The following is a 19144-nucleotide window of genomic DNA, read 5'->3' on the forward strand; positions in this document are numbered from 1 at the left end:
ACCGGATGGATCCGTACAACACGGCCGATGCGCACGCGCCGGCCAATCCGTATGCCGCGCCGGCGGCGCGGGTGCAGGACGTCGCCGGCAGCGATGCCATGGCCAAGGCCTCGCGCGGGGCGCGACTGGCCGCGGTGTTGCTGGATGCGGTGCCGATCATGGCGATCGCGATCGCCGCGGCGATCCTGGTGCCGGCGATCGGCAGCGGCGGCAACGGGGCGATGTCGCCATTGGCCATGGCGGTGCTCGCGGCGGCGGGCATTTCGATGGTGGCGTTCGCCATCTACCAGCTGGTGATGCTGCACCGGCACGGCCAGACCTTCGGCAAGAAGCTGATGGGCATCCGCATCGTGCGCAAGGACGGCAGCCGCGCCGGCCTCGGCCGGATCTTCTGGCTGCGCTATTTCGTGCCCGGCGTCATCGGCAACATCCCGCTGCTCGGCGCGCTGTTCGCGCTGGCCGATCCGCTGTTCATCTTCGGCGAAGAGAAGCGCTGCCTGCACGATTTGTTCGCGGACACCATCGTCGTCGACGCCTGATGCTCGACACCGTCCGCGAGGTCCACACGCCGGAGGGCGTGGCCCTGCGCCTGCCGGCCGCCGGCCCGGTGCCGCGCGCGCTGGCCTGGGCGATCGACCTCGCGATCCGGCTGGCCCTGCTGTCGGTGTGCTCCGCGATCTTCGGGGCGCTGGGCGAGGGCGGCATGGGGCTGTACTTGGTGATGCTGTTCCTGGTGTTCTGGGCCTACCCGATCGTGTGCGAGGGCCTGTTCAACGGACAGACGCCGGGCAAGCGCGTGCTCGACCTGCGCGTGGTCTCGAGCGACGGCGCGCCGGTGGGCTGGCTCGCCGCCTGCGTGCGCAACCTGATGCGCACCGTGGACATGCTGCCGTTCGGCTATGCCTGCGGCCTGGTGAGCAGCCTGGCCGATCCCTGGGGGCGGCGCCTCGGCGACATCGTCGCCGGCACCCTGGTGGTGCATGCGCCGCGCGTGCAGGCGCAACCATTGGTCCCGACCGCGGACGTGGCGGCGCCACGGGTCGCCTTGCGGCCGGCGGAGCAGGCGGCGGTGGTCGCCTTCGCCGAGCGTGCGCCGCGGCTGACCCCGGAACGCCAGGCCGAACTCGCCGACATCGCCGAACCGCTGACCGGGGCGCGCGGCGCGGATGGCGTGGTCGCCTTGCAGGGCATCGCCAACTGGCTGCTGGGCAGGCGCTGAGGCCGATGCGCCAGGAACACTTCATCGCCCGGCACCAGGCCGAATGGCAGGCCTTCGATGCCTGGCTGGATGCGCGCGGCGGGCGTCCGCGGCGGGCGCGTGCGGACCGCGACTGGCGCGGGATGGACGACAGCGCGGTCCCGGCGGCCTACCGGCGCCTGACCCAGCAGCTCGGGCTCGCGCGCCGCCGTGGCTATAGCCCGCAGTTGGTGGAGCGCCTGCAGGCGCTGGTGCAGCGCGGCCACGACGTGATGTACCGCCCGCCGCCGCCGCGCTGGCGGCGCAGCGTCGAATTCCTGCTCGCGGACTTCCCGCGGCTGGTGCGCGCGGAACGTGGCGCGATGGCCGCCGCGTTGCTGATGTTCGCGTTGCCGCTGGTGCTGAGCTTCGTCGCGGTGCAGGTGCGGCCCGAGCTGATCCACACCCTGTTCGAGCCGGTCCAGTTGGCGCAGATGGAAGCGATGTACGACCCCGCCGCGTCGAAACTGGGCCGCGACTCCGGGGAGGACCTGCAGATGTTCGGCTACTACGTGATGAACAACGTCTCCATCGGCCTGCGCAGCTTCGCCAGCGGGCTGCTGGCGGGGATCGGACCGGTGCTGGTGCTGGGCATGAACGGGCTGATGATCGGCGGCATGGCCAGCCACCTACAGGGCGTCGGCCTGGGCGATCCGTTCTGGCGCTTCGTCGCCGGGCATGGCGCGTTCGAGCTGACCGCGATCGTCATCGCCGGCGGTGCTGGCCTGCGCCTCGGGCTGGGGGTGCTCGCGCCCGGGCGCCGGCGTCGCGTGGATGCGCTGGTCGAAGGCGGGCGGCGCGGCGCGCGGCTGGCGCTCGGGGTGTTCGCGATGCTGGTGGTCGCGGCCTTCATCGAGGCGTTCTGGTCCTCGATCGGCTGGATCCCGGCGGCGGTCAAGTTCGGGGTCGGCGGCGCGTTGTGGCTGATGGTCCTGCTGTGGCTGTGGCGCGGGGGGCGCGACCGGCATGCGGCTTGACCAGGTCCAGGTCGAGTTGCGCCCGCGCTCGCCGTGGGAGGCGATGGAGCTCGGCATCGCGCTGGTGCGGCGGCATGCGCGCGCGATCTGGTTGCCGTGGGCGGCGATCACCCTGCCCCTGTTCGTCGTGCTCAACGCGCTGGCGTGGACGCTGGACCTGGTGCCGCTGGCGGCGCTCGCGATGTGGTGGCTGAAGCCGGTGTTCGACCGCGTGCCGCTGTACGTGCTGTCGCGCGCGGTGTTCGGGCAGGCGCCCGCGGTGCGCGAGACCCTGGCCGCGCAACGCCGCTGGGGCTGGCGGCCGATGGCGGCTTACCTGACGTGGCGGCGCCTGGGGCCGGCGCGCGCGTTGTACCTGCCGGTCGACCTGCTGGAGGGCGGCGCGGGCGGCGGTGCGCGTCGCCAAGTGATCGGCGGCTCGGCGCGCGGGATGGCGATCCTGCTGACCCTGGCCTGCGCGAACTTCGAGGCCGTGCTGGTGTTCGGCATGTATGCCTCGGTGGTGCTGTTCGTGCCGGTGGAGTTCCTGTCGGAATCGGCGCGCGCGCTGTGGACGCTCGCGTTCGAAGCGCCGCCGCGCTGGGCGCAGCTGGCGGGCAATGCGCTGGTGTGGGTCGCCAGCAGCGCGATCGAACCGTTCTACGTCGGCGCCGGCTTCGGGATGTACCTCAACCGCCGCACCCAGATCGAAGGCTGGGACATCGAGCTCGCCTTCCGTCGCTTGCGCACGCGGATCGCGGGCCTGTCCACCGCGCTGCTGGTCGGCGCCATGCTGTGCCTGCCCATGCCGCCGGCGGCCGCGGCCGATGACCCCCCCAGGAAGGCGGCCACGCCGGCGCCGTCGACCTTGCCGCGGGTGTTCGGCGACCTCGAGGATGCGCGCGCCTTCAAGGCCGCCACCGAGGCGGCGTACCGCGACCCGTTGCTCTCGCCCGAACGCAAGGTCACGCGCTGGGTGTCGCGCGATCCGCGCAAGCCGCGCCAGGACAGCGAGGTCCCGGTGTGGCTGCAGCGCGTGGGGGACGCGATCGCCGCGCTGGGCGAATACGGGTTGTGGTTCCTGTTCGGCGGCCTGGCCTTGTTGCTGGCGTGGACCCGCAAGACCTGGTGGCCGTGGATGCGCGACCTGACCGCCGCGCCCGCGCCCGCGCCGACGGCGCTGCGGCTGGAGCCGCATGCCGACGCGGAACCGCTGCCGGCGGATCCGGCCGCGGCCGCGCGCGCGCTGTGGTCCGCGGGACGGCGTCGGCGGGCCCTTGCGTTGCTGTACCGCGCCAGCGTCGCAGCGATGGCGGCGCGGATCGATGCGGTGCTGGTGCCGGGCGCGACCGAGGCCGAATGCCTGCGCGCCGCGCGCGGGATGGCGGACGCCGACGACCGCGATGCCTTCGCGCAGGTCGTGCGGGTCTGGCAATACGCCGCCTATGCCGAGCGCCTGCCCGACGACGCCGGCTTCGACGCGCTGGCCTCGCGCCTGGCCGCGCGCTTCGCGTGGGGGACGCCGGCATGAGCCGCATGCGCACGGTGCTGCCGGGCGTGCTGGTCGCCATCGCGCTGGCGCTGGGCGCGGCCTGGTTCTTCAGCACCCACGAACGCAAGCAGGAAACGGTGAAGCTGCCGCCGCGCGGCGAGGCGACCTACAACCCGCTGTATGCGCTGAAGCTCGCCTTGCGTGCGCAAGGGCAGGTGGTGGCGTCGCGGCAGCGGCTGGACGTGGCGGAGATGGCGCTGCGGCCCGGCGATACCGTGGTGCTGCTCGGCGATCCGCGGACGGTGACCCCGACCCAATGGGACGACCTGTTCGCCTTCGTCGACGCCGGCGGGCACCTGGTGCTGCGGCTGCCGGGATGGCAGAAGGGCGTCAATCCCGCCGGCACACTCGCCGAGTGGCTGCCGATCCAGCCGCTGTTGCTGCCGGCCCGCTGCCTGTCGTTGCGGATCCCGGGCCAGCCCGACCATGTCGAGTTCTGCCGCGCGCCGCGTTTCCGCCTCGCGGACGACGCCCGCCCGCTGGCGGCCTGGCGCAACGACCAGGGGCTGCATGCGTATGCGCGCTTCGCGCAGGGGCGCGGCACGGTCGACCTGGCCGGCAGCCTGGAGATGCTCGACAACCGCAGCCTGCGCGACGTCCCGCACCAGGTCTTCGCCCGCCAGCTGCTGGCGCCGGGCTGGGGCGCGGGGCGCTACCACCTGGTGTACGCGGCCGACATGCCGCCGCTGTGGCGCTGGTTGCTGGACCGCGCCTGGATGGCCTTGCTGCCGCTCGCGCTGGCCCTGCTGGCCTGGTTGTGGATGCGCAGCCAGCGTTTCGGCCCGCTGCTCGCCAGCCCCCCGGCCGCGCGCCGCTCCCTGCTTGAACACGTGCAGGCCAGCGGCGAGCACCTGCTGCGCTACGGGCGCTTCGGCACCCTGCACGCCGCCATGCGCGACGCCGTGCTGGACCGCCTGCGCCGGCGCGACCCGCTGGCCGCCGCGCTGGAAGGCGATGCGCGCGCCACGCTGGTCGCGCAACGCAGCGGCCTCGGCGTGCGCGAAGTGCGCGCCGCCCTCGACACCCGCCCCCCGCGCGACAAGCGCGAATTCCGCGAACGCATCGCCCGCCTGATCGACCTGAGGACACGCCTGTGACCACCGACGCCCACGATTCTTCCCTGCCCGACGGCGCCGACGCGCTGGCGGCCGCCATCCGCGCCGAGGTCGGCAAGGCCTTCATCGGCCAGGAGGACGTCCTCGATGCGGTGATGATCGCCCTGCTCGCCGGCGGCCACGTGCTGCTGGAGGGCGTGCCCGGCCTCGGCAAGACGCTGCTGGTGCGCGCGTTGTCGCAGGCGCTCGGGTGCGCGCATGCGCGCGTGCAGTTCACCCCCGACCTGATGCCCAGCGACATCAGCGGGCATGCGGTGTTCGATCCCAAGCAGGAACGCTTCGAGATCCGCCGCGGGCCGGTGTTCACCAACCTGCTGCTGGCCGACGAGATCAACCGCGCGCCGGCCAAGACCCAGTCCGCGCTGCTGGAGGCGATGCAGGAGCAGCAGGTCACCATCGAGGGCAACAGCTTCCCGTTGCCGCCGCCGTTCATGTGCCTGGCGACGCAGAACCCGCTGGAACTGGAGGGCACCTATCCGCTGCCCGAGGCGCAACTGGACCGTTTCCTGCTGAAGGTGCTGATCGGCTACCCCAGCCTGGTCGACGAGAAGCGGATGGTCGCCGCGGTCAGCGAAGGCCGGACCGCCGCGGACTTCGACCTCTCGCAGGTGGCGCAGGTCGCCGACCCGGCCGCGGTGCTGATGCTGCAGCGGCGCGCGGCGGCGGTGCGGGTCGATGCCGCGGTGCTCGACTACGCGGTGCGCATCGTCGCCGCGACCCGCACCTGGCCGGGCATCGCGCTGGGCGCCGGCCCGCGCGGCAGCATCGCGCTGGTGCGCGCCGCGCGTGCGCAGGCGATGCTCGAGGGCCGCGACTTCGTGGTGCCGGACGATGTCCGCGGGATCGCCAAGCCGGCGTTGCGGCATCGCATCGCGCTGGCCCCGGAACTGCAGATCGAAGGCCAGTCCGCCGACGACGTGCTGCACGCATTGCTGGCCAAGGTGGACGCGCCCCGCCAGTGAGGCCCGCGCCGCTCCTGCTGGCCTTGGTGCTCGCCTGGCTGCTGCCCGGGGTGGCGGCAAGCTTCGGGCTGCTGCCGGCGTCGGCGTGGATCGCCTATGGCGGGGTGTTGGTGCTGGTGGCGGCGCTGGATGCCTGGCGCCTGCGACGGCTGGCCACGCCCGATGTCGCCCGGGTGGCGCCGGAGGCATGGCCGGTCGGCGTGGAGCGCGAGGTCGAACTGGTGGTCGACGGCGGTGCGCGGGCGATGCGCGTGGACCTGCACGACCTGCACCCGCAGGGCTGGCAGGCGGACGGGCTGCCGCGCACGCTCGACCTCGTGCCGGATGCCGGCGTGCGCTTCGCCTATCGCTTGCGGCCCGACGAGCGCGGCGACTTCGGCTTCGACGGCGTGCACCTGCGGCTGCATTCGCCGTGGCGGTTGTGGCGGCAGCGGCGCGTCGTCGGGACCGCCCAGCGCGTGCGCGTCTTCCCCAACTTCGCCCCGCTGGCGCGCCTGGCCCTGCTCGGCGCGGAACAGGCCTCGCGGATGGTGGGCGCGCATGTGCGCCGGCGCCGCGGCGAAGGCACCGACTTCCACCAGATGCGCGACTACCGCGTCGGCGACAGCCTGCGCCAGGTCGACTGGAAGGCGACTTCGCGCATGCGCCGGCTGATCTCGCGCGAGTACCAGGACGAACGCAACCAGCACCTGCTGATGGTGATCGACACCGGCCGCCGCATGCTGGCGCGAGACGGCGCGCTGAGCCACTTCGACCACGTGCTGGATGCGGCGCTGGTGGTGTCCTACCTCGCCCTGCGCCAGGGCGACGCGGTCGGCCTGCTGGCCAGCGGCGGCGAGCGTCGCTGGGTGGCGCCGCAGCGCGGCATGGGCGCGATCGACGTGTTCCTGCGCGAGACCTACGCGCTGCAGCCCACGCCGGTGGCGACCGATTACCTGGCCGCCGCCACCGAGCTCAGCCTGCGGCATCGCCGGCGCAGCCTGGTGATGCTGGTGACCAACCTGCGCGACGAGGACATGGAGGACCTGCTGGCCGCGGTCCGCATGTTGCAGCAGCGGCACCACGTGGTGGTCGCCAGCCTGCGCGAGGAAAGCCTGGCCGGTGCCCTCGACGGGCCTGCGCAGGATCTGCCGGGGGCGGTGCGTGCCGCGGCCGCCGCGCGTTACCTCGCGCAACGCGCCGCCGCGCACGACGCGCTGCGCGCGCATCGCGTCGGGGTGCTGGACGTGACCTGCGCGGAACTACCGGCGGCGCTGGTCGAGCGTTACCTCGCGATCAAGCGCGAGGGGCGGCTCTGAGTCAATCGGCGGTCACCAGCGCGGGCGCGCGATTGCTCAGTTCCGCGTGGATCGCGTCCGTCTCCGGGCGCACGCCGTGCCAGATCCGGAAGCTCTCGGCCGCTTGCTCGACCAGCATGCCCAGTCCATCCACGGACTGCCGGCATCCGGCGGCGCGGGCCCAGGCCAGGAACGGGATCGCGGCGTCGCCGTAGCTCAGGTCGACGGCGACGCTGCGTGGCCCGACCAGGGCCATCGGCAGCGCGGGCAGCTCGCCCCCCCGCGTGGCGGAGGTGGCGTTCACCACCAGGTCGAATTCGCCCTGCGCGGCGAGGTCGTCGAGGTAACGCACGTGCACGCGGGCCGGATCGCCGAGCGCGTCGGCCAACGCGTCGGCGCGCGCGCTGGTGCGGTTGGCGATGGTCAGCTCGCCGATGCCGGCGTCCAGCAACGCCGGCGCCACCCCGCGCGCGGCCCCGCCTGCGCCGAGCAGCAGCGTGCGCCGCTCGCGCAGGTCCAGGCCGTGGCGCTGGGTGAGGTCGCGGACCAGGCCGCTGCCGTCGGTGTTGTCGCCGCGCCAGGCCCCATCCTCCCCGCGGACCAGGGTGTTCACCGCGCCGGCGCGCCGGGCGCGTTCGCTGGCCTCGGTGCACAGCGCGAACGCCGCTTCCTTCAGCGGCAGGGTGACGTTGGCGCCGCTGCCGCCGCGCGCGGCGAAAGCGGCGAGCGCCGCGGCGAAGCCGGCGGGTTCGACGTCGATCGCCTCGTAGCGCAGCGCAATCCCGGCCTGCCGTCCGAACGCGGCATGGATGCGCGGCGACAGCGAATGCGCCACCGGGTGCCCGAACACCGCATGCAGGGCTTCCATCGCAGGGCTCCCGTGGCCGCGCGCGGCCGCGTCAGTGCGCCTCGCGCAGCCAGCGGGCCGCGTCCAGCGCGAAATAGGTCAGCACGCCATCGGCACCGGCGCGCTTGATGCTCGCCAGCGCCTCCAGCGCGCAGGCGCGTTCGTCCAGCCAGCCGTTCTGCGCGGCGGCCTTGATCATCGCGTATTCGCCGCTGACCTGGTACACGAAGGTCGGCGCGCCGTACGCGTCCTTCACCCGCCGCACGATGTCGAGGTAGGGCAGGCCCGGCTTGACCATCACCATGTCGGCACCCTCGTCCAGGTCGAGCGCGACTTCGCGCAGGGCCTCGTCGGAATTGGCCGGGTCCATCTGGTAGCTGGACTTGTTGCCCTTGCCGAGCGCGCCCGACGAGCCGACCGCGTCACGGAACGGACCGTAGAACGCCGAGGCGTACTTCGCGCTGTAGGCCAGGATGCGGGTGTGGATGAAGCCGTCGTCCTCCAGCGCGCCGCGGATGGCGCCGATGCGCCCGTCCATCATGTCGCTTGGCGCGACCACGTCGGCGCCCGCGCGGGCGTGCGACAGCGCTTGCTTCACCAGCGCTTCCACGGTCTCGTCGTTCATGACGTAGCCGGTGTCGTCGACCAGGCCGTCCTGGCCGTGGCTGGTGTACGGGTCCAGCGCGACGTCGGTGATCACCCCGAGGCCGGGGAAGCGCTGCTTCAGCGCGCGCACCGCCCGCTGGCACAGGCCGTCGTCGTCCCAGGCGGCATGCGCGGTCAGCGACTTGGCCTCGGGTGCGGTGACCGGGAACAGCGCCAGCGCGGGAATCTTCAGTTCGCTGGCCTGCTCGGCGACGCGCAGCAGTTCGTCGATCGACAGGCGCTCGATGCCGGGCATCGAGTCGACCGGCGCGCGTCCGGCGGCCTCATGCACGAACACCGGGTAGATCAAGTCGTTGGCGGTCAGCACGGTCTCGCGCATCAGCCGGCGCGAGAAGTCGTCGCGGCGCATCCGCCGCATGCGGGTATGGGGATAGCTCATCGGCGCAGTTTACGCCGCCCAAAAGAAGACCGGCGCCCGAAGGCGCCGGTCGGTGGTGGTACCGGAACCGGAACTCAGAACGCGAGCGGGAAGACCTGGTGGCTCTGCACGCGCTTGGCGCACATCATCATCTTGTTGCCCTGGGTCGCGGTGAGCACGCCGCTGGCGACCATCCGGTCGCGGTTGGCGTCCATGCAGTTGTAGTACTGGTTGCGGGTCTGCGCGGACAGCAGGCACACCTCGTTGCTGGCCTGGATGGTGGCGCCGCCGATCAGGCCGCCATCGTTGACCACCTTGATCCCGGTGTCGCAGTCCGGGACGCTGGGGCTGCCGATCTGGGCATTGCCGGTGTTCAGCCGCCAGCCGATGTCCGCGAGCAGGTGCGGGGTGATGTCGAGGTTGTAATAGCCGCGCAGGCTGCCGTTGATCGCCGGCTCCATCAGCAGGTTGGGCGCGGCAATGCTGTCGTAGTGCGAGCCCGACGAGCCGCTCTGCACCGGGTTGGGCATGAACAGGCGCGGACGGCCGAGGTCGTCGGCACCCTGCAGCTTGGTCGGGTCGATGACGAAGCCCACGGTCATCGGCAGGTTGGCCTTGAAGCTCGCGCCGGCGGCCTGGGTCACGCGGATCGACGGGATGGTGATCGTCGGATCGGCGCCACCGAGTCCCGGCGGCGGGTTGCCGGCGGCGTTGTCGGCGATGATCACGCCGATCGCCCCGGCATTCTGGGCATTCTTGACCTTGATGGTGAAGCCGCAGGTGCCGCGATCGATCAGCGCGATCTTGCCGGCGACCTGGGCGCCGTTGGACAGCGGCGAGCAGCCGTCGGTGGTGCTCGGGCCAGCGGCATCCGCCGCATCCTGCGACAGGACCACCTCGCCATTGAAGTTGCTGGTGGTCAGCGCCGGGCCGAAGCTGGCGGTGCCGTAGGCGTAGTTGCCGGCGATCGCCGCCGGGGTCAGCACCCGGAAGTCCTGACGATCGTCCAGCAGCAGCGCCGCGCCCGCAGTCGCGCGCGGGCCGGTGAACACCACGTTGCCGAAATTGACGCCGGACGTGGCGCGTTCCGCCTGCGTCATCGCCGTCCAGTACTTCTGCGCCGTGTTGTCGTAGGTGAACACGGAGTAGATGTCCTGGATACCGCTCAAGAATGCGCCGCTCGCCTCGTTCTCGAAATTCGAGAAGCCCAAGCCATGGGCGTATTCGTGCATCACCACGTCCAGGAAGTTGACCTGGCCGGCGGGGGTGTTGCCATCCAGGCCGTAGTAGAAGGTGAAGTTGGTGCTGAATTGCGACTGGATGTCGAACTGGCCCGGCACGAGGTCGGTCCCAGCGATCGAATCGGCCAGCGCCGTGTGGTACCAGGTGCCCGCCACCGGCGCGTTCGCGAAGTCCCGGTTCACGAACGTGGCGCCGGCCGAACCGAGCACGCCCGGGGCGAGGCTGAGGAAGCGGGCTTGCACGAAGACCGGCACGTCGCTCTGCAGGACGCTGCCCCACAACGCGGCGGCGTAGTTGGCGACGTAGCGGCGTTGCTCGCCCCTGGTGGTGCCCGGGTTGCCGCCGACCGGTGTCGCGGGGGTGGTGTCGTTGTAGCCCACGCCGGCCGGGTCGGTGATGACCGGAATGATGTCGGCGGCCTGCGCCTGCGAGAGGCCGGCGAGTGCGACCAATACCGCGGTGGCAAGGGCCAGACGGGGCGACTTATTCATCGTTCGCCTCCTTGGCGGGGGTGGTCGGGCCATCGGTTTCCAGGATACGGACCTTGCCGTTCGCATCCACCTGCGCATGCAGGTAGTTGTGCAGGTCGTCCGGGACCGATGCGCCGCCGTCGCCCGCCAGGGTCGCCGGGGCCGACTTGGCGGCGATGCCCTTGGCAGCCTGCTGCGCCTGGTATTCGCGGGCCATGGCGTCGGCTGCCGCCTTCTTCTGCAGCACGTTCATCGGCTTGCCGGCGTGCGCGTTGCCTGCCGCGAGCGCGGCGATGGCGATTCCGGCTGCCACCAGGCAGCCGTGCTTGATCGTTCCTGACATCGTCTTGATCCCCTTGCTGCGGCGGCCGATCCGCCCGGCGTTGCCGGTTGCGGTGCCACTGGCGTGCCGCCGCGGCCGCCAGTCCGCGTTGTATACCGTGATCAGCCGCCCGCAACAACTGCCGGGTCGTTCACAGCAGGCCGCCACCCAGGCCCAGCCGCCAGGTGGCGACCAGGATCACCAGCGCATTGAGCACGAGGCCCGCCTTCGCGCGTCCATTCCTCTCGCTGCGGGTGAACACCAGCCCGATGGCGGCGACGATGGCGCCGATCGCCGCGAACGGGATCAGCAGCCAGTTGGTGATGCCGACCACCGGGATCAGCGCCAGCACCATCCAGCACAGCGCCACGATGCCCCACAGGATGCTGATCACGCCCATTGCCCCGCCTCCTCGGCCCGGTCCGGGATGGACCGTCACCGGCTCAAGCATGCACGCCATCGATCTCCACGGCGAGTTCGGCGCGGCACACCTGGCCGTGCAGGACGATCCGCGGCACCCCGGGCAGGCGCGCATCGAGCCATGCATCGATGGTGCCGAGGTCCGCGGCGTCGCGGACATAGACCTTCAGCCGCGTGCCGGCGCCCGGGTGCACGGGCAGCCCGGGGCGGAGCGCGCGCGCGGTGGCGATGAGGCTGTCCAGGTTGGCCAGCACCTCGTCGAGTTGCGCTTGCAGCGAATCGCCGTGCCGCGAGGCGTGCCCGACCACCGCCGCGGTGCCCGACAGCAGCAGCGGCATCGCCTCCGACGCCGGCAGCAGCGCCCGCGCGAAGCCGGGGGCCTGCGGGCCGTACTGGCGCGGATAGCGCCAGGCCTGGACCTGGCGGGGATTCTCGAGCGGGTGGCCGGGCCGGGCCGCGGCCAGCCAGTAAAGCAGGAAGCGGCCGGTCCGCCGAGGGAACCCGATCGCGGTCGCGGCCGGCAATTCGCCGGGCGCGAGCTCGCGGGCGATGCCACGGGCACGGCCCACGCAGAAGCGCCGGTAGCGCTCCTCGTCGCCGTCGCCCTCGGTGATCGCGTCCAGGTAGTTCCAGATCCGCAGCGGATGCGGATGCCGGCCGGCGGCCAGCCAGGCTTGCAGGCGGGCGTAGGCCGCCGCGGCGGTGGCTTCGGCGTCGCCGTCGTCCACCACCGACAGCGTCCCGAACTGCAGGCCGCCCGCTTCGCTCCAGGCGATGCCGTCGGCATGGCCGTGCCGGACTTCACCATCGACCCGCCAGCATTCGAAAGGTGCCGCGCCATGCGCGGGCAGGGCCACCCGCAGGTAGCGGGGGTCGGCATGCGCGGGCGGGGCGTCGTCGCCGAAGCCGAACACCGCCAGCAACCCGGGGTCGTCGAGCAGGGCATCGAGCGGCGCATCCCGATACTCGACGCGCAGGGTTTCGGCGGGGGTGGGGGTGGCGAGCGAATGCATGGGGCCGCGGATGATAGCGTGCGGGCCGATCCGGGTCGGTCAGCGCAGGGCGTCGGCGGACGTTGCCTCGGCGGGGTGCATGTCGGGATCGTCGATCACCGCAGGGTGGGCGCGGATCGATCGGTGGACCCGCACCAGCCCGCCGCGGCGCAGGCATTGCAGGACGATGTGCGAGGTGATCCGCCACAGGTCGCGGAGCGGGCGGAAATGGCTTGCGCGGAACTGCGGCGCGCCATGCACGTCGTTGTAGCGGGCGGCGATCGGCACCGACACGCAACGCGTCCCCAGGGCCTGGGCGGCCGACATCAGCACCTGCGCCTCGAACACGAAATGCTCGCCGGGGATGCCGGCGCAGGCGAGGCGGCAAACGTCGGCGGGGTACAGGCGCTGCCCGCTCTGGCTGTCGGCGACCTGGTAGCCGGTGCCCCAGGCGATACCCCAGTCGCCGAAGGCGTTGGCCAGGCGTCGATGCAGGGGCTGGCGGTCGCGGTTGCGCAGGCGCGCACCGATCACGATCCAGCCGGGGTAGCGGTTGCCGGTGGACAGGAGCCGCGGGATGTCGGCGGCGGCATGCTGGCCATCCCCGTCCATGGTCAGGACCCCGGCATGGCCGCGGCGCAGGGCTTCGGCAAAGCCGTCGCGGAGCGCGGCGCCCTTGCCGAGCCGGCTGGGGTGGCGCAGGACCACGATCGGCAGGTCCACCACGGCCTCCACGGTGCCGTCGTCGGAGCCGTCGTCCACCAGGATCACGTTCGGGCAATACCGGAGCACGCCCTGCACCACGTCGCGGATGCGCAGCGCCTCGTTCAGCGCGGGGATGACCACCGCGATCCGGTCGGGGGTCAACAGGGGCATGGCGGGGGACATGCGCGGAAGTATGGCAGCGCCATGTCGACGCCAGCCGGCGGGCGGGACCATCGGCAGGGGCGATGGTTCAGCTGGCGCGCTACGATCCTCGGATTGCCCGGACGGGGCGAGGCGACGGATGGGGATGCGATGGCCAGGATCGGGACCACGGGGTGGCTGCTGGGGGCGCTGCTGATGGGCGGGATGCCCGACGGCCAGGCGGCCTCCCCGGCAGCGTTGACGACGGCGGACTACGAGCGCGCGGCGCGCATGCTCGGCGATCGCACTGCCCCGCTGGTCGACGGACTGGTGGCCAACAGCACCTGGCTCGACGATGGCACCGCGGTGTACGCGTATGCGGAGGGCGGCAAGACCGCCTGGCGACGCCTCGATCCGGCCACGGGCGCCAGCGTCGCGGCCTTCGACGCCAAGGCCCTGGCCGAAGCGATCAACCAGGCCGCCGGCGGCAAGGGCCGGCCGGTGCAGCCTGACCGCCTGCCGGTCGCCGGCATCCGCTTGCAGGACGGCGCGCTGGTGGTGTCCACGCGCTCCGGCGCCGACTTCCGCTGCGAGGCCGCGGCCTGCACGCCGATCGCCCGCGCCAAGGCCGGCGACGAACCCGGCGCGGCGTCGCCCGACCATGCGCGCGAGGCCTTCATCCGCGACTGGAACCTGTGGGTGCGCGACGTCGCCACCGGCAAGGAAACCCAGCTCACCTTCGACGGTAAGCCCGACTACGGCTATGCCACCGACAACGCCGGCTGGAAGCACACCGACGAGGCCGTGCTGGTGTGGTCCCCGGATGGCAAGAAGATCGCCACCTTCCAGCAGGACCAGCGCAAGACCAGCACCATGACCCTGGTCGCGACCAACGTCGGCGCGCCCAGGGTCGAGCAGTGGAAGTACCCCTTCGTCGGCGACCAGGACGTGACCCTGATCGAGCGCGTGGTCATCGACCTCTCGGGCGACGCGCCGAAGACCATCCGCCTGCAGATGCCGCCGGACCAGCACCGTTCCACCTGCAGCGACGACCTGGTCTGCAGCAAGGGCTGGGAAGACGTGCAGTGGGCCAGGGACGGCAAGACCCTGGCCTTCGTCAGCACCGACCGCGGGCACAAGTCCGCGACCCTGCGGGTGGCCGATGCCGCCACCGGCAAGGTCCGCGACGTCTACACCGAAACGGTCAAGACCCAGTACCAGAGCGCCCCGGCGTTGGACTCGGTGAACTGGCGCTACCTGCCGGAGAGCAACGAGTTCCTGTGGTTCAGCCAGAAGTCCGACTGGGGCCACCTGTCCCTGCACGACCTCGCCACCGGCAAGGAAAAGCGCCAGGTCACGCGCGGCGACTGGAACGTGGCCGATGTCGTCCACCTCGATCCGGCCTCGCGCACGCTGTGGTTCAAGGGCGTGGGCCGCGAGCCCGGCCGCGACCCGTACTTCGTCCATTACTACCAGGTCGGCCTGGACGGCGGCGAGGTGCAGCTGCTCACGCCGGAGGACGCCAACCACGCGGTCGTGGCCTCGGACGACGGCAAGTACTTCATCGACGTACATTCGACCATCGACACCGCGCCGGTCGCGGTGTTGCGCGACGGCAGCGGCACGCTGGTCAAGGAACTCGCGCGCGCCGACCTCACCCGGTTGAAGGCCGCGGGCTGGGTGCCGCCGGCGTCGTTCACGGTCAAGGCCCGCGACGGCAAGACCGACCTCTACGGGCAACTGTTCAAGCCGTCCAACTTCGATGCGTCGAAGAAGTACCCGATCGTCACCTACATCTACCCGGGCCCGCAGGTGGGTTCGGTGCGCTCGCGCAGCTTCATGCCCGCGCACGGCGACCACCAGGCGCTGGCCGAGCTTGGCTTCATCGTCATCGCCGTCGACGGCATGGGCACGCCGATGCGCAGCAAGTCCTTCCAGGATGCGTGGTACGGCGACATGGCCGACAACACGCTGCCGGACCAGGTGGCCGCGCTCAAGCAACTGGCGGCGCAGCATCCGTGGATCGATGCGACGCGCGCAGGGATGTGGGGCCATTCCGGCGGCGGCAACGCCACTGCGTCGGCAATGTTCCGCTACCCCGACGTGTACAAGGTCGGCATCGCCGAATCCGGCAACCACGACAACCTCTCGTACGAGGACGACTGGGCGGAGCGCTACCACGGCCTGTTCGAGAAGCAGGACGATGGCAGCAGCAACTACACCGGCCAGGACAATGCCGCGTACGCGAAGAACCTCAAGGGCAAGCTGTTCCTGCTGCACGGGATGATGGACGACAACGTGCCGCCGCAATCCACCCTGCTGGTGGTGGACGCGCTGATGAAGGCGAACAAGGATTTCGACCTGCTGCTGCTGCCGCATGCGCGCCACGGATTCGGCGCGGACAGCTACTACGTCATGCGCCGGCGCTGGGACTACTTCGTGCAGCACCTGCTGGGCACGGAGCCGCCGAAGGAGTTCGCGCTGAAGCCGGCGATGTAATCCGCGGGCGAAGGCGACGCCACGCGACGGCGCCCGCGGGCGCCGTCGTCGCATCCGGCGCGCGTGCTTGGCACTGCCACGCCGTCCCGCTACCCTGCGCGGGATTTTCCGCCCGAGCCGCCCATGTCCAAGCCGTCCAACCGCATGAACCCGCTGCCCGCGCTGATCTTCTCCTCGCGCTGGCTGCAGCTGCCGCTGTACCTGGGCCTGATCGTGGCGCAGGGCGTGTACGTGTTCCTGTTCCTCAAGGAACTGTGGCACCTGATCCACGACGCCGGCAGCCTGAGCGAGCAGGGCATCATGCTGATCGTGCTGGGCCTGATCGACGTGGTGATGATCAGCAACCTGCTGGTGATGGTGATCGTCGGCGGTTACGAGACCTTCGTCTCCCGGCTGAACCTGGAGGGCCATCCCGACCAGCCGGAATGGCTGAGCCACGTCAACGCCAGCGTGCTCAAGGTGAAGCTGGCGATGGCGATCATCGGCATCTCCTCGATCCACCTGCTGAAGACCTTCATCGAGGCCGGGCAGCTGGGCCTGCCGCTGTGCACGCCGGAGCTCGCCGCGGCCAATGCCTTGTGCACCAAGGCCACCGCGACCGGGGTGATGTGGCAGACCATCATCCACTGCGTGTTCATCCTGTCGGCGATCGGCATCGCCTGGACCGACAAGCTGATGGCCAACACCGCCGGCAAGCGCGGGCACGGCGCGCATTGAGGCCGCGCCGCGGCGCGTCCGCGGGACGTACCGGTTAAAATCGGCGCGATGGATGTCTCCCACCTCCTCGACGGGCTGAACCCGGCCCAGCGCGAGGCCGTTTCCGCGCCCCCCGGGCATTACCTCGTCCTCGCCGGCGCCGGTTCCGGCAAGACCCGCGTGCTCACCCACCGCGTGGCCTGGCTGCACGAGGTGCATGGCGTGCCGCTGCACGGCATCCTCGCGGTGACCTTCACCAACAAGGCGGCGGGCGAGATGCGCGCGCGAATCGGCGCGCAGCTGGGCGGCGAGCCGCGCGGCATGTGGATCGGCACCTTCCACGGCATCGCCCACCGCCTGCTGCGCCTGCACTGGCAGGAGGCGAAGCTGCCGGAAGGCTTCCAGGTGCTGGATTCCGACGACCAGCAACGCCTGGTCAAGCGCGTGGCGCAGGCGCTGGAGGTCGACGACGGCCGCTTCCCGCCGCGGCAGATCGCATGGTGGATCAACGCGCAGAAGGACGAGGGCCGGCGCCCGCAACACATCCAGCCCGCCGCCAACGACGAGTGGGGCGACGTGATGCTGCGGGTGTACGCGGAGTACCAGGCGCGCTGCGAGCGCGCCGGCCTGGTCGACTTCGCCGAGCTGCTGCTGCGCGCGCACGAGCTGCTGCGCGACACCCCGGCGCTGCTGGCGCATTACCGGCATCGGTTCGGCCAGTTGCTGGTCGACGAGTTCCAGGACACCAACGCGATCCAGTACGGCTTCGTGCGCCTGCTGGCCGGTGAGACGGGACAGGTCTTCGTGGTCGGCGACGACGACCAGGCGATCTACGGCTGGCGCGGGGCCAAGGTCGAGAACGTGCAGCGCTTCCTGCGCGACTTCCCCGGCGCGGCCACGCTCAAGCTGGAGCAGAACTACCGCTCCAGCGCCAATATCCTCAACGCTGCCAACGCGGTGATCGCGCACAACGACGAGCGCCTGGGCAAGCGGTTGTGGACCGAGGCCGGCGAGGGCGAGCCGATCGACGTGTTCGCCGCCTACAACGAGATGGACGAGGCCGCCTACGTCGTCGACCGCATCGCGCAATGGGTGCGCGACGGCGGCAGCCACGGCGATGCCGCGATCCTCTACCGCAGCAATGCGCAGTCGCGCGCGTTCGAAGAAGAATTGCTCAAGCGGCAGATCCCGTACCGCGTGTATGGCGGCATGCGCTTCTTCGAGCGCGCCGAGGTCAAGGACGCGCTGGCCTACCTGCGCCTGGTCGCCAACCGCCACGACGACGCGGCGTTCGAGCGCGCGGTCAACACGCCGCCGCGCGGGATCGGCGACCGCACCCTGGACGAGGTGCGCAGGCTGGCGCGCGAACAGCGCCTGTCGCTGTGGCAGTCGGCGTCGCGGATCGCGTCCGGCGACGGCCTCGCCGCGCGCGCGCGCAACGCGCTGGCCGGCTTCGGCAAGCTGCTCAACGAGATCGCGTCCGAAACCGAATCGATGCCGCTGCCGGAGAAGCTCGACCACGTGCTCGCGCGCTCAGGGCTGCGCTTGCACTACGAGAACGAATCGCGCGGCCAGCTCGATTCGCGCACCGACAACCTCGACGAACTGGTCTCGGTGGCCTCGCGCTTCGTGCGCGGCGACGACGAGGATGCCGCGGCGATGCCGGAACTGGTCGCCTTCCTCAGTTATGCCGCGCTGGAGGCGGGCGAGGGCCAGACCCAGGCCGGCGAGGACGGCGTGCAGCTGATGACGCTGCACAGCGCCAAGGGCCTGGAATTCCCGCTGGTCTGCCTGGTCGGGCTGGAGGAAGGCCTGTTCCCCAACCTGCGCTCGGCGGAGGAGCCGGGGCGCATGGCCGAGGAGCGGCGGCTGGCCTACGTCGGCATCACCCGCGCGCGCCAGCAGCTGGTGCTGTGCCACGCGGAGTCGCGGCGCATCCATGGCAGCGACATGTACGGCATGCCCTCGCGCTTCCTGCGCGAGATCCCCAAGCCGCTGCTGCGCGAGATCCGCGCCAAGCCGGTGCTTCCCGCGTTCGTGCCGCGCGCCGGCCGCTTCCCGCCGCGCGACCGCGGGCATGCGCCGCTGGAGGTGCCGGCGATCGCGCTGGGTGCGCATGTCCGCCATCCGAGCTTCGGCACCGGCTTCGTCACCGACGTCGAGGGCAGCGGCGCGCACGCGCGGGTGCAGGTGAACTTCGACGAGGCCGGCAGCAAGTGGCTGGTGCTGGCCTACGCCAACCTGGTGCCGGCCTGAGGCAGGCGCGCGGCCGGCGACCGGCGCCGGTGTAACCCATCCGCATCGACCGACGAATCCTGTGTGCAGCCCGACTGGCGGCTGTCCACCCAGGAGAACGACGATGTCCGATCTGCGTACCCCCGCCCTGACCGCCGCCGCGCTCGCGGCCGTGCTCGGTTCCGCGCTGCTGGCGCCCGCCGCCCATGCTGGCGACAAGCCGATGGCGAAGGAGAAGTGCTACGGCGTGGCGATGGCCGGCAAGAACGATTGCGCCGCCGGCCCCGGCACCAGCTGCGCCGGCACCGCGAAGAGCGACCACCAGGCCAATGCCTGGAAGTACGTGCCGGCCGGCACCTGCACCAAGACCGCCTCGAAGACCTCGCCGACCGGCCACGGCCAGCTCGCCGCGTTCACCGCCAAGTCCGCCGACAAGGCGATGTGAGCCCGGC

Annotated in this window: 18 protein-coding genes; 11 read left to right on the forward strand and 7 right to left on the reverse strand. The window is 71.5% G+C overall.

Annotated features, from left to right (window positions below; all coding sequences use genetic code 11):
* The first annotated feature begins 5 nt into the window (after window positions 1-5).
* From ON759_RS08325 to ON759_RS08355, 7 genes are read left to right on the forward strand one after another with little or no spacing between them, the layout of a single operon-like run.
* On the forward strand, window positions 6-539 hold the full coding sequence (locus ON759_RS08325; RefSeq protein ID WP_271679908.1) for an RDD family protein: 534 nt from the start codon (window positions 6-8) through the stop codon (window positions 537-539).
* Complete coding sequence (locus tag ON759_RS08330) at window positions 539-1219, forward strand: RDD family protein (protein ID WP_271679909.1); 681 nt, start codon at window positions 539-541, stop codon at window positions 1217-1219. The genes ON759_RS08325 and ON759_RS08330 overlap by 1 nt, the downstream gene beginning before the upstream one ends.
* Window positions 1220-1224: 5 nt before the next feature.
* A complete protein-coding gene (locus ON759_RS08335) occupies window positions 1225-2214 on the forward strand; it encodes a stage II sporulation protein M (RefSeq protein ID WP_271679910.1) in 990 nt (329 codons plus the stop codon).
* On the forward strand, window positions 2204-3724 hold the full coding sequence (locus ON759_RS08340) for a DUF4129 domain-containing protein (RefSeq protein ID WP_271679911.1): 1521 nt from the start codon (window positions 2204-2206) through the stop codon (window positions 3722-3724). Before ON759_RS08335 ends, ON759_RS08340 begins: the two co-directional genes overlap by 11 nt.
* Window positions 3721-4842, forward strand: a complete 1122-nt coding sequence (locus ON759_RS08345) for a DUF4350 domain-containing protein (protein WP_271679912.1) — start codon at window positions 3721-3723, stop codon at window positions 4840-4842. The genes ON759_RS08340 and ON759_RS08345 overlap by 4 nt, the downstream gene beginning before the upstream one ends.
* The gene (locus tag ON759_RS08350; RefSeq protein ID WP_271679913.1) at window positions 4839-5822 is read left to right on the forward strand and encodes an AAA family ATPase; all 984 of its coding nucleotides are present in this window, start codon (window positions 4839-4841) and stop codon (window positions 5820-5822) included. Before ON759_RS08345 ends, ON759_RS08350 begins: the two co-directional genes overlap by 4 nt.
* Entirely contained in the window at window positions 5819-7120 is a 1302-nt protein-coding gene (locus tag ON759_RS08355; RefSeq protein WP_271679914.1) for a DUF58 domain-containing protein, read from the forward strand. Before ON759_RS08350 ends, ON759_RS08355 begins: the two co-directional genes overlap by 4 nt.
* Before the next feature lies 1 nt (window position 7121).
* On the opposite strand, the gene aroE is transcribed toward ON759_RS08355, so the two are convergent.
* The 7 genes from aroE to ON759_RS08390 form a co-directional block, all read right to left on the reverse strand.
* Window positions 7122-7967: a shikimate dehydrogenase gene (aroE, locus tag ON759_RS08360; protein WP_271679915.1), complete on the reverse strand. Its 846-nt coding sequence runs from the start codon at window positions 7965-7967 to the stop codon at window positions 7122-7124.
* A gap of 31 nt (window positions 7968-7998) precedes the next feature.
* Window positions 7999-8991 carry a porphobilinogen synthase gene (gene hemB / locus ON759_RS08365; RefSeq protein WP_271679916.1) on the reverse strand — a complete coding sequence of 331 codons (993 nt, stop codon included), beginning with the start codon at window positions 8989-8991 and terminating at the stop codon, window positions 7999-8001.
* A gap of 74 nt (window positions 8992-9065) precedes the next feature.
* Window positions 9066-10703, reverse strand: coding sequence for a PA domain-containing protein (locus ON759_RS08370; RefSeq protein WP_271679917.1), 1638 nt, complete (start codon window positions 10701-10703; stop codon window positions 9066-9068).
* On the reverse strand, window positions 10696-11025 hold the full coding sequence (locus ON759_RS08375; RefSeq protein ID WP_271679918.1) for a hypothetical protein: 330 nt from the start codon (window positions 11023-11025) through the stop codon (window positions 10696-10698). The genes ON759_RS08370 and ON759_RS08375 overlap by 8 nt, the downstream gene beginning before the upstream one ends.
* A 130-nt stretch (window positions 11026-11155) precedes the next feature.
* On the reverse strand, window positions 11156-11404 hold the full coding sequence (locus tag ON759_RS08380) for a hypothetical protein (RefSeq protein ID WP_271679919.1): 249 nt from the start codon (window positions 11402-11404) through the stop codon (window positions 11156-11158).
* 43 nt (window positions 11405-11447) lie between these two features.
* Window positions 11448-12437 (reverse strand): chorismate transformation FkbO/Hyg5 family protein, encoded by a 990-nt coding sequence (locus ON759_RS08385; RefSeq protein WP_271679920.1) that lies wholly within the window; start codon window positions 12435-12437, stop codon window positions 11448-11450.
* 39 nt (window positions 12438-12476) lie between these two features.
* Window positions 12477-13292: a glycosyltransferase family 2 protein gene (locus ON759_RS08390; protein ID WP_271679921.1), complete on the reverse strand. Its 816-nt coding sequence runs from the start codon at window positions 13290-13292 to the stop codon at window positions 12477-12479.
* Between the two features lie 141 nt (window positions 13293-13433).
* Between ON759_RS08390 and ON759_RS08395 the strand changes: the two genes are divergently transcribed.
* From ON759_RS08395 to ON759_RS08410, 4 genes are all read left to right on the forward strand, one after another.
* Complete coding sequence (locus ON759_RS08395; protein WP_271679922.1) at window positions 13434-15761, forward strand: S9 family peptidase; 2328 nt, start codon at window positions 13434-13436, stop codon at window positions 15759-15761.
* 123 nt (window positions 15762-15884) lie between these two features.
* A complete protein-coding gene (locus tag ON759_RS08400) occupies window positions 15885-16478 on the forward strand; it encodes a TIGR00645 family protein (RefSeq protein ID WP_271679923.1) in 594 nt (197 codons plus the stop codon).
* A 48-nt stretch (window positions 16479-16526) separates the two neighbouring features.
* Window positions 16527-18713, forward strand: coding sequence for a DNA helicase II (gene uvrD, locus ON759_RS08405; protein ID WP_271679924.1), 2187 nt, complete (start codon window positions 16527-16529; stop codon window positions 18711-18713).
* A gap of 103 nt (window positions 18714-18816) precedes the next feature.
* On the forward strand, window positions 18817-19137 hold the full coding sequence (locus ON759_RS08410) for a BufA1 family periplasmic bufferin-type metallophore (protein WP_271679925.1): 321 nt from the start codon (window positions 18817-18819) through the stop codon (window positions 19135-19137).
* Window positions 19138-19144 lie beyond the last annotated feature (7 nt).

It is taken from the genome of Thermomonas mangrovi (genome assembly GCF_028201335.1).
GTDB lineage: Bacteria > Pseudomonadota > Gammaproteobacteria > Xanthomonadales > Xanthomonadaceae > Thermomonas > Thermomonas mangrovi.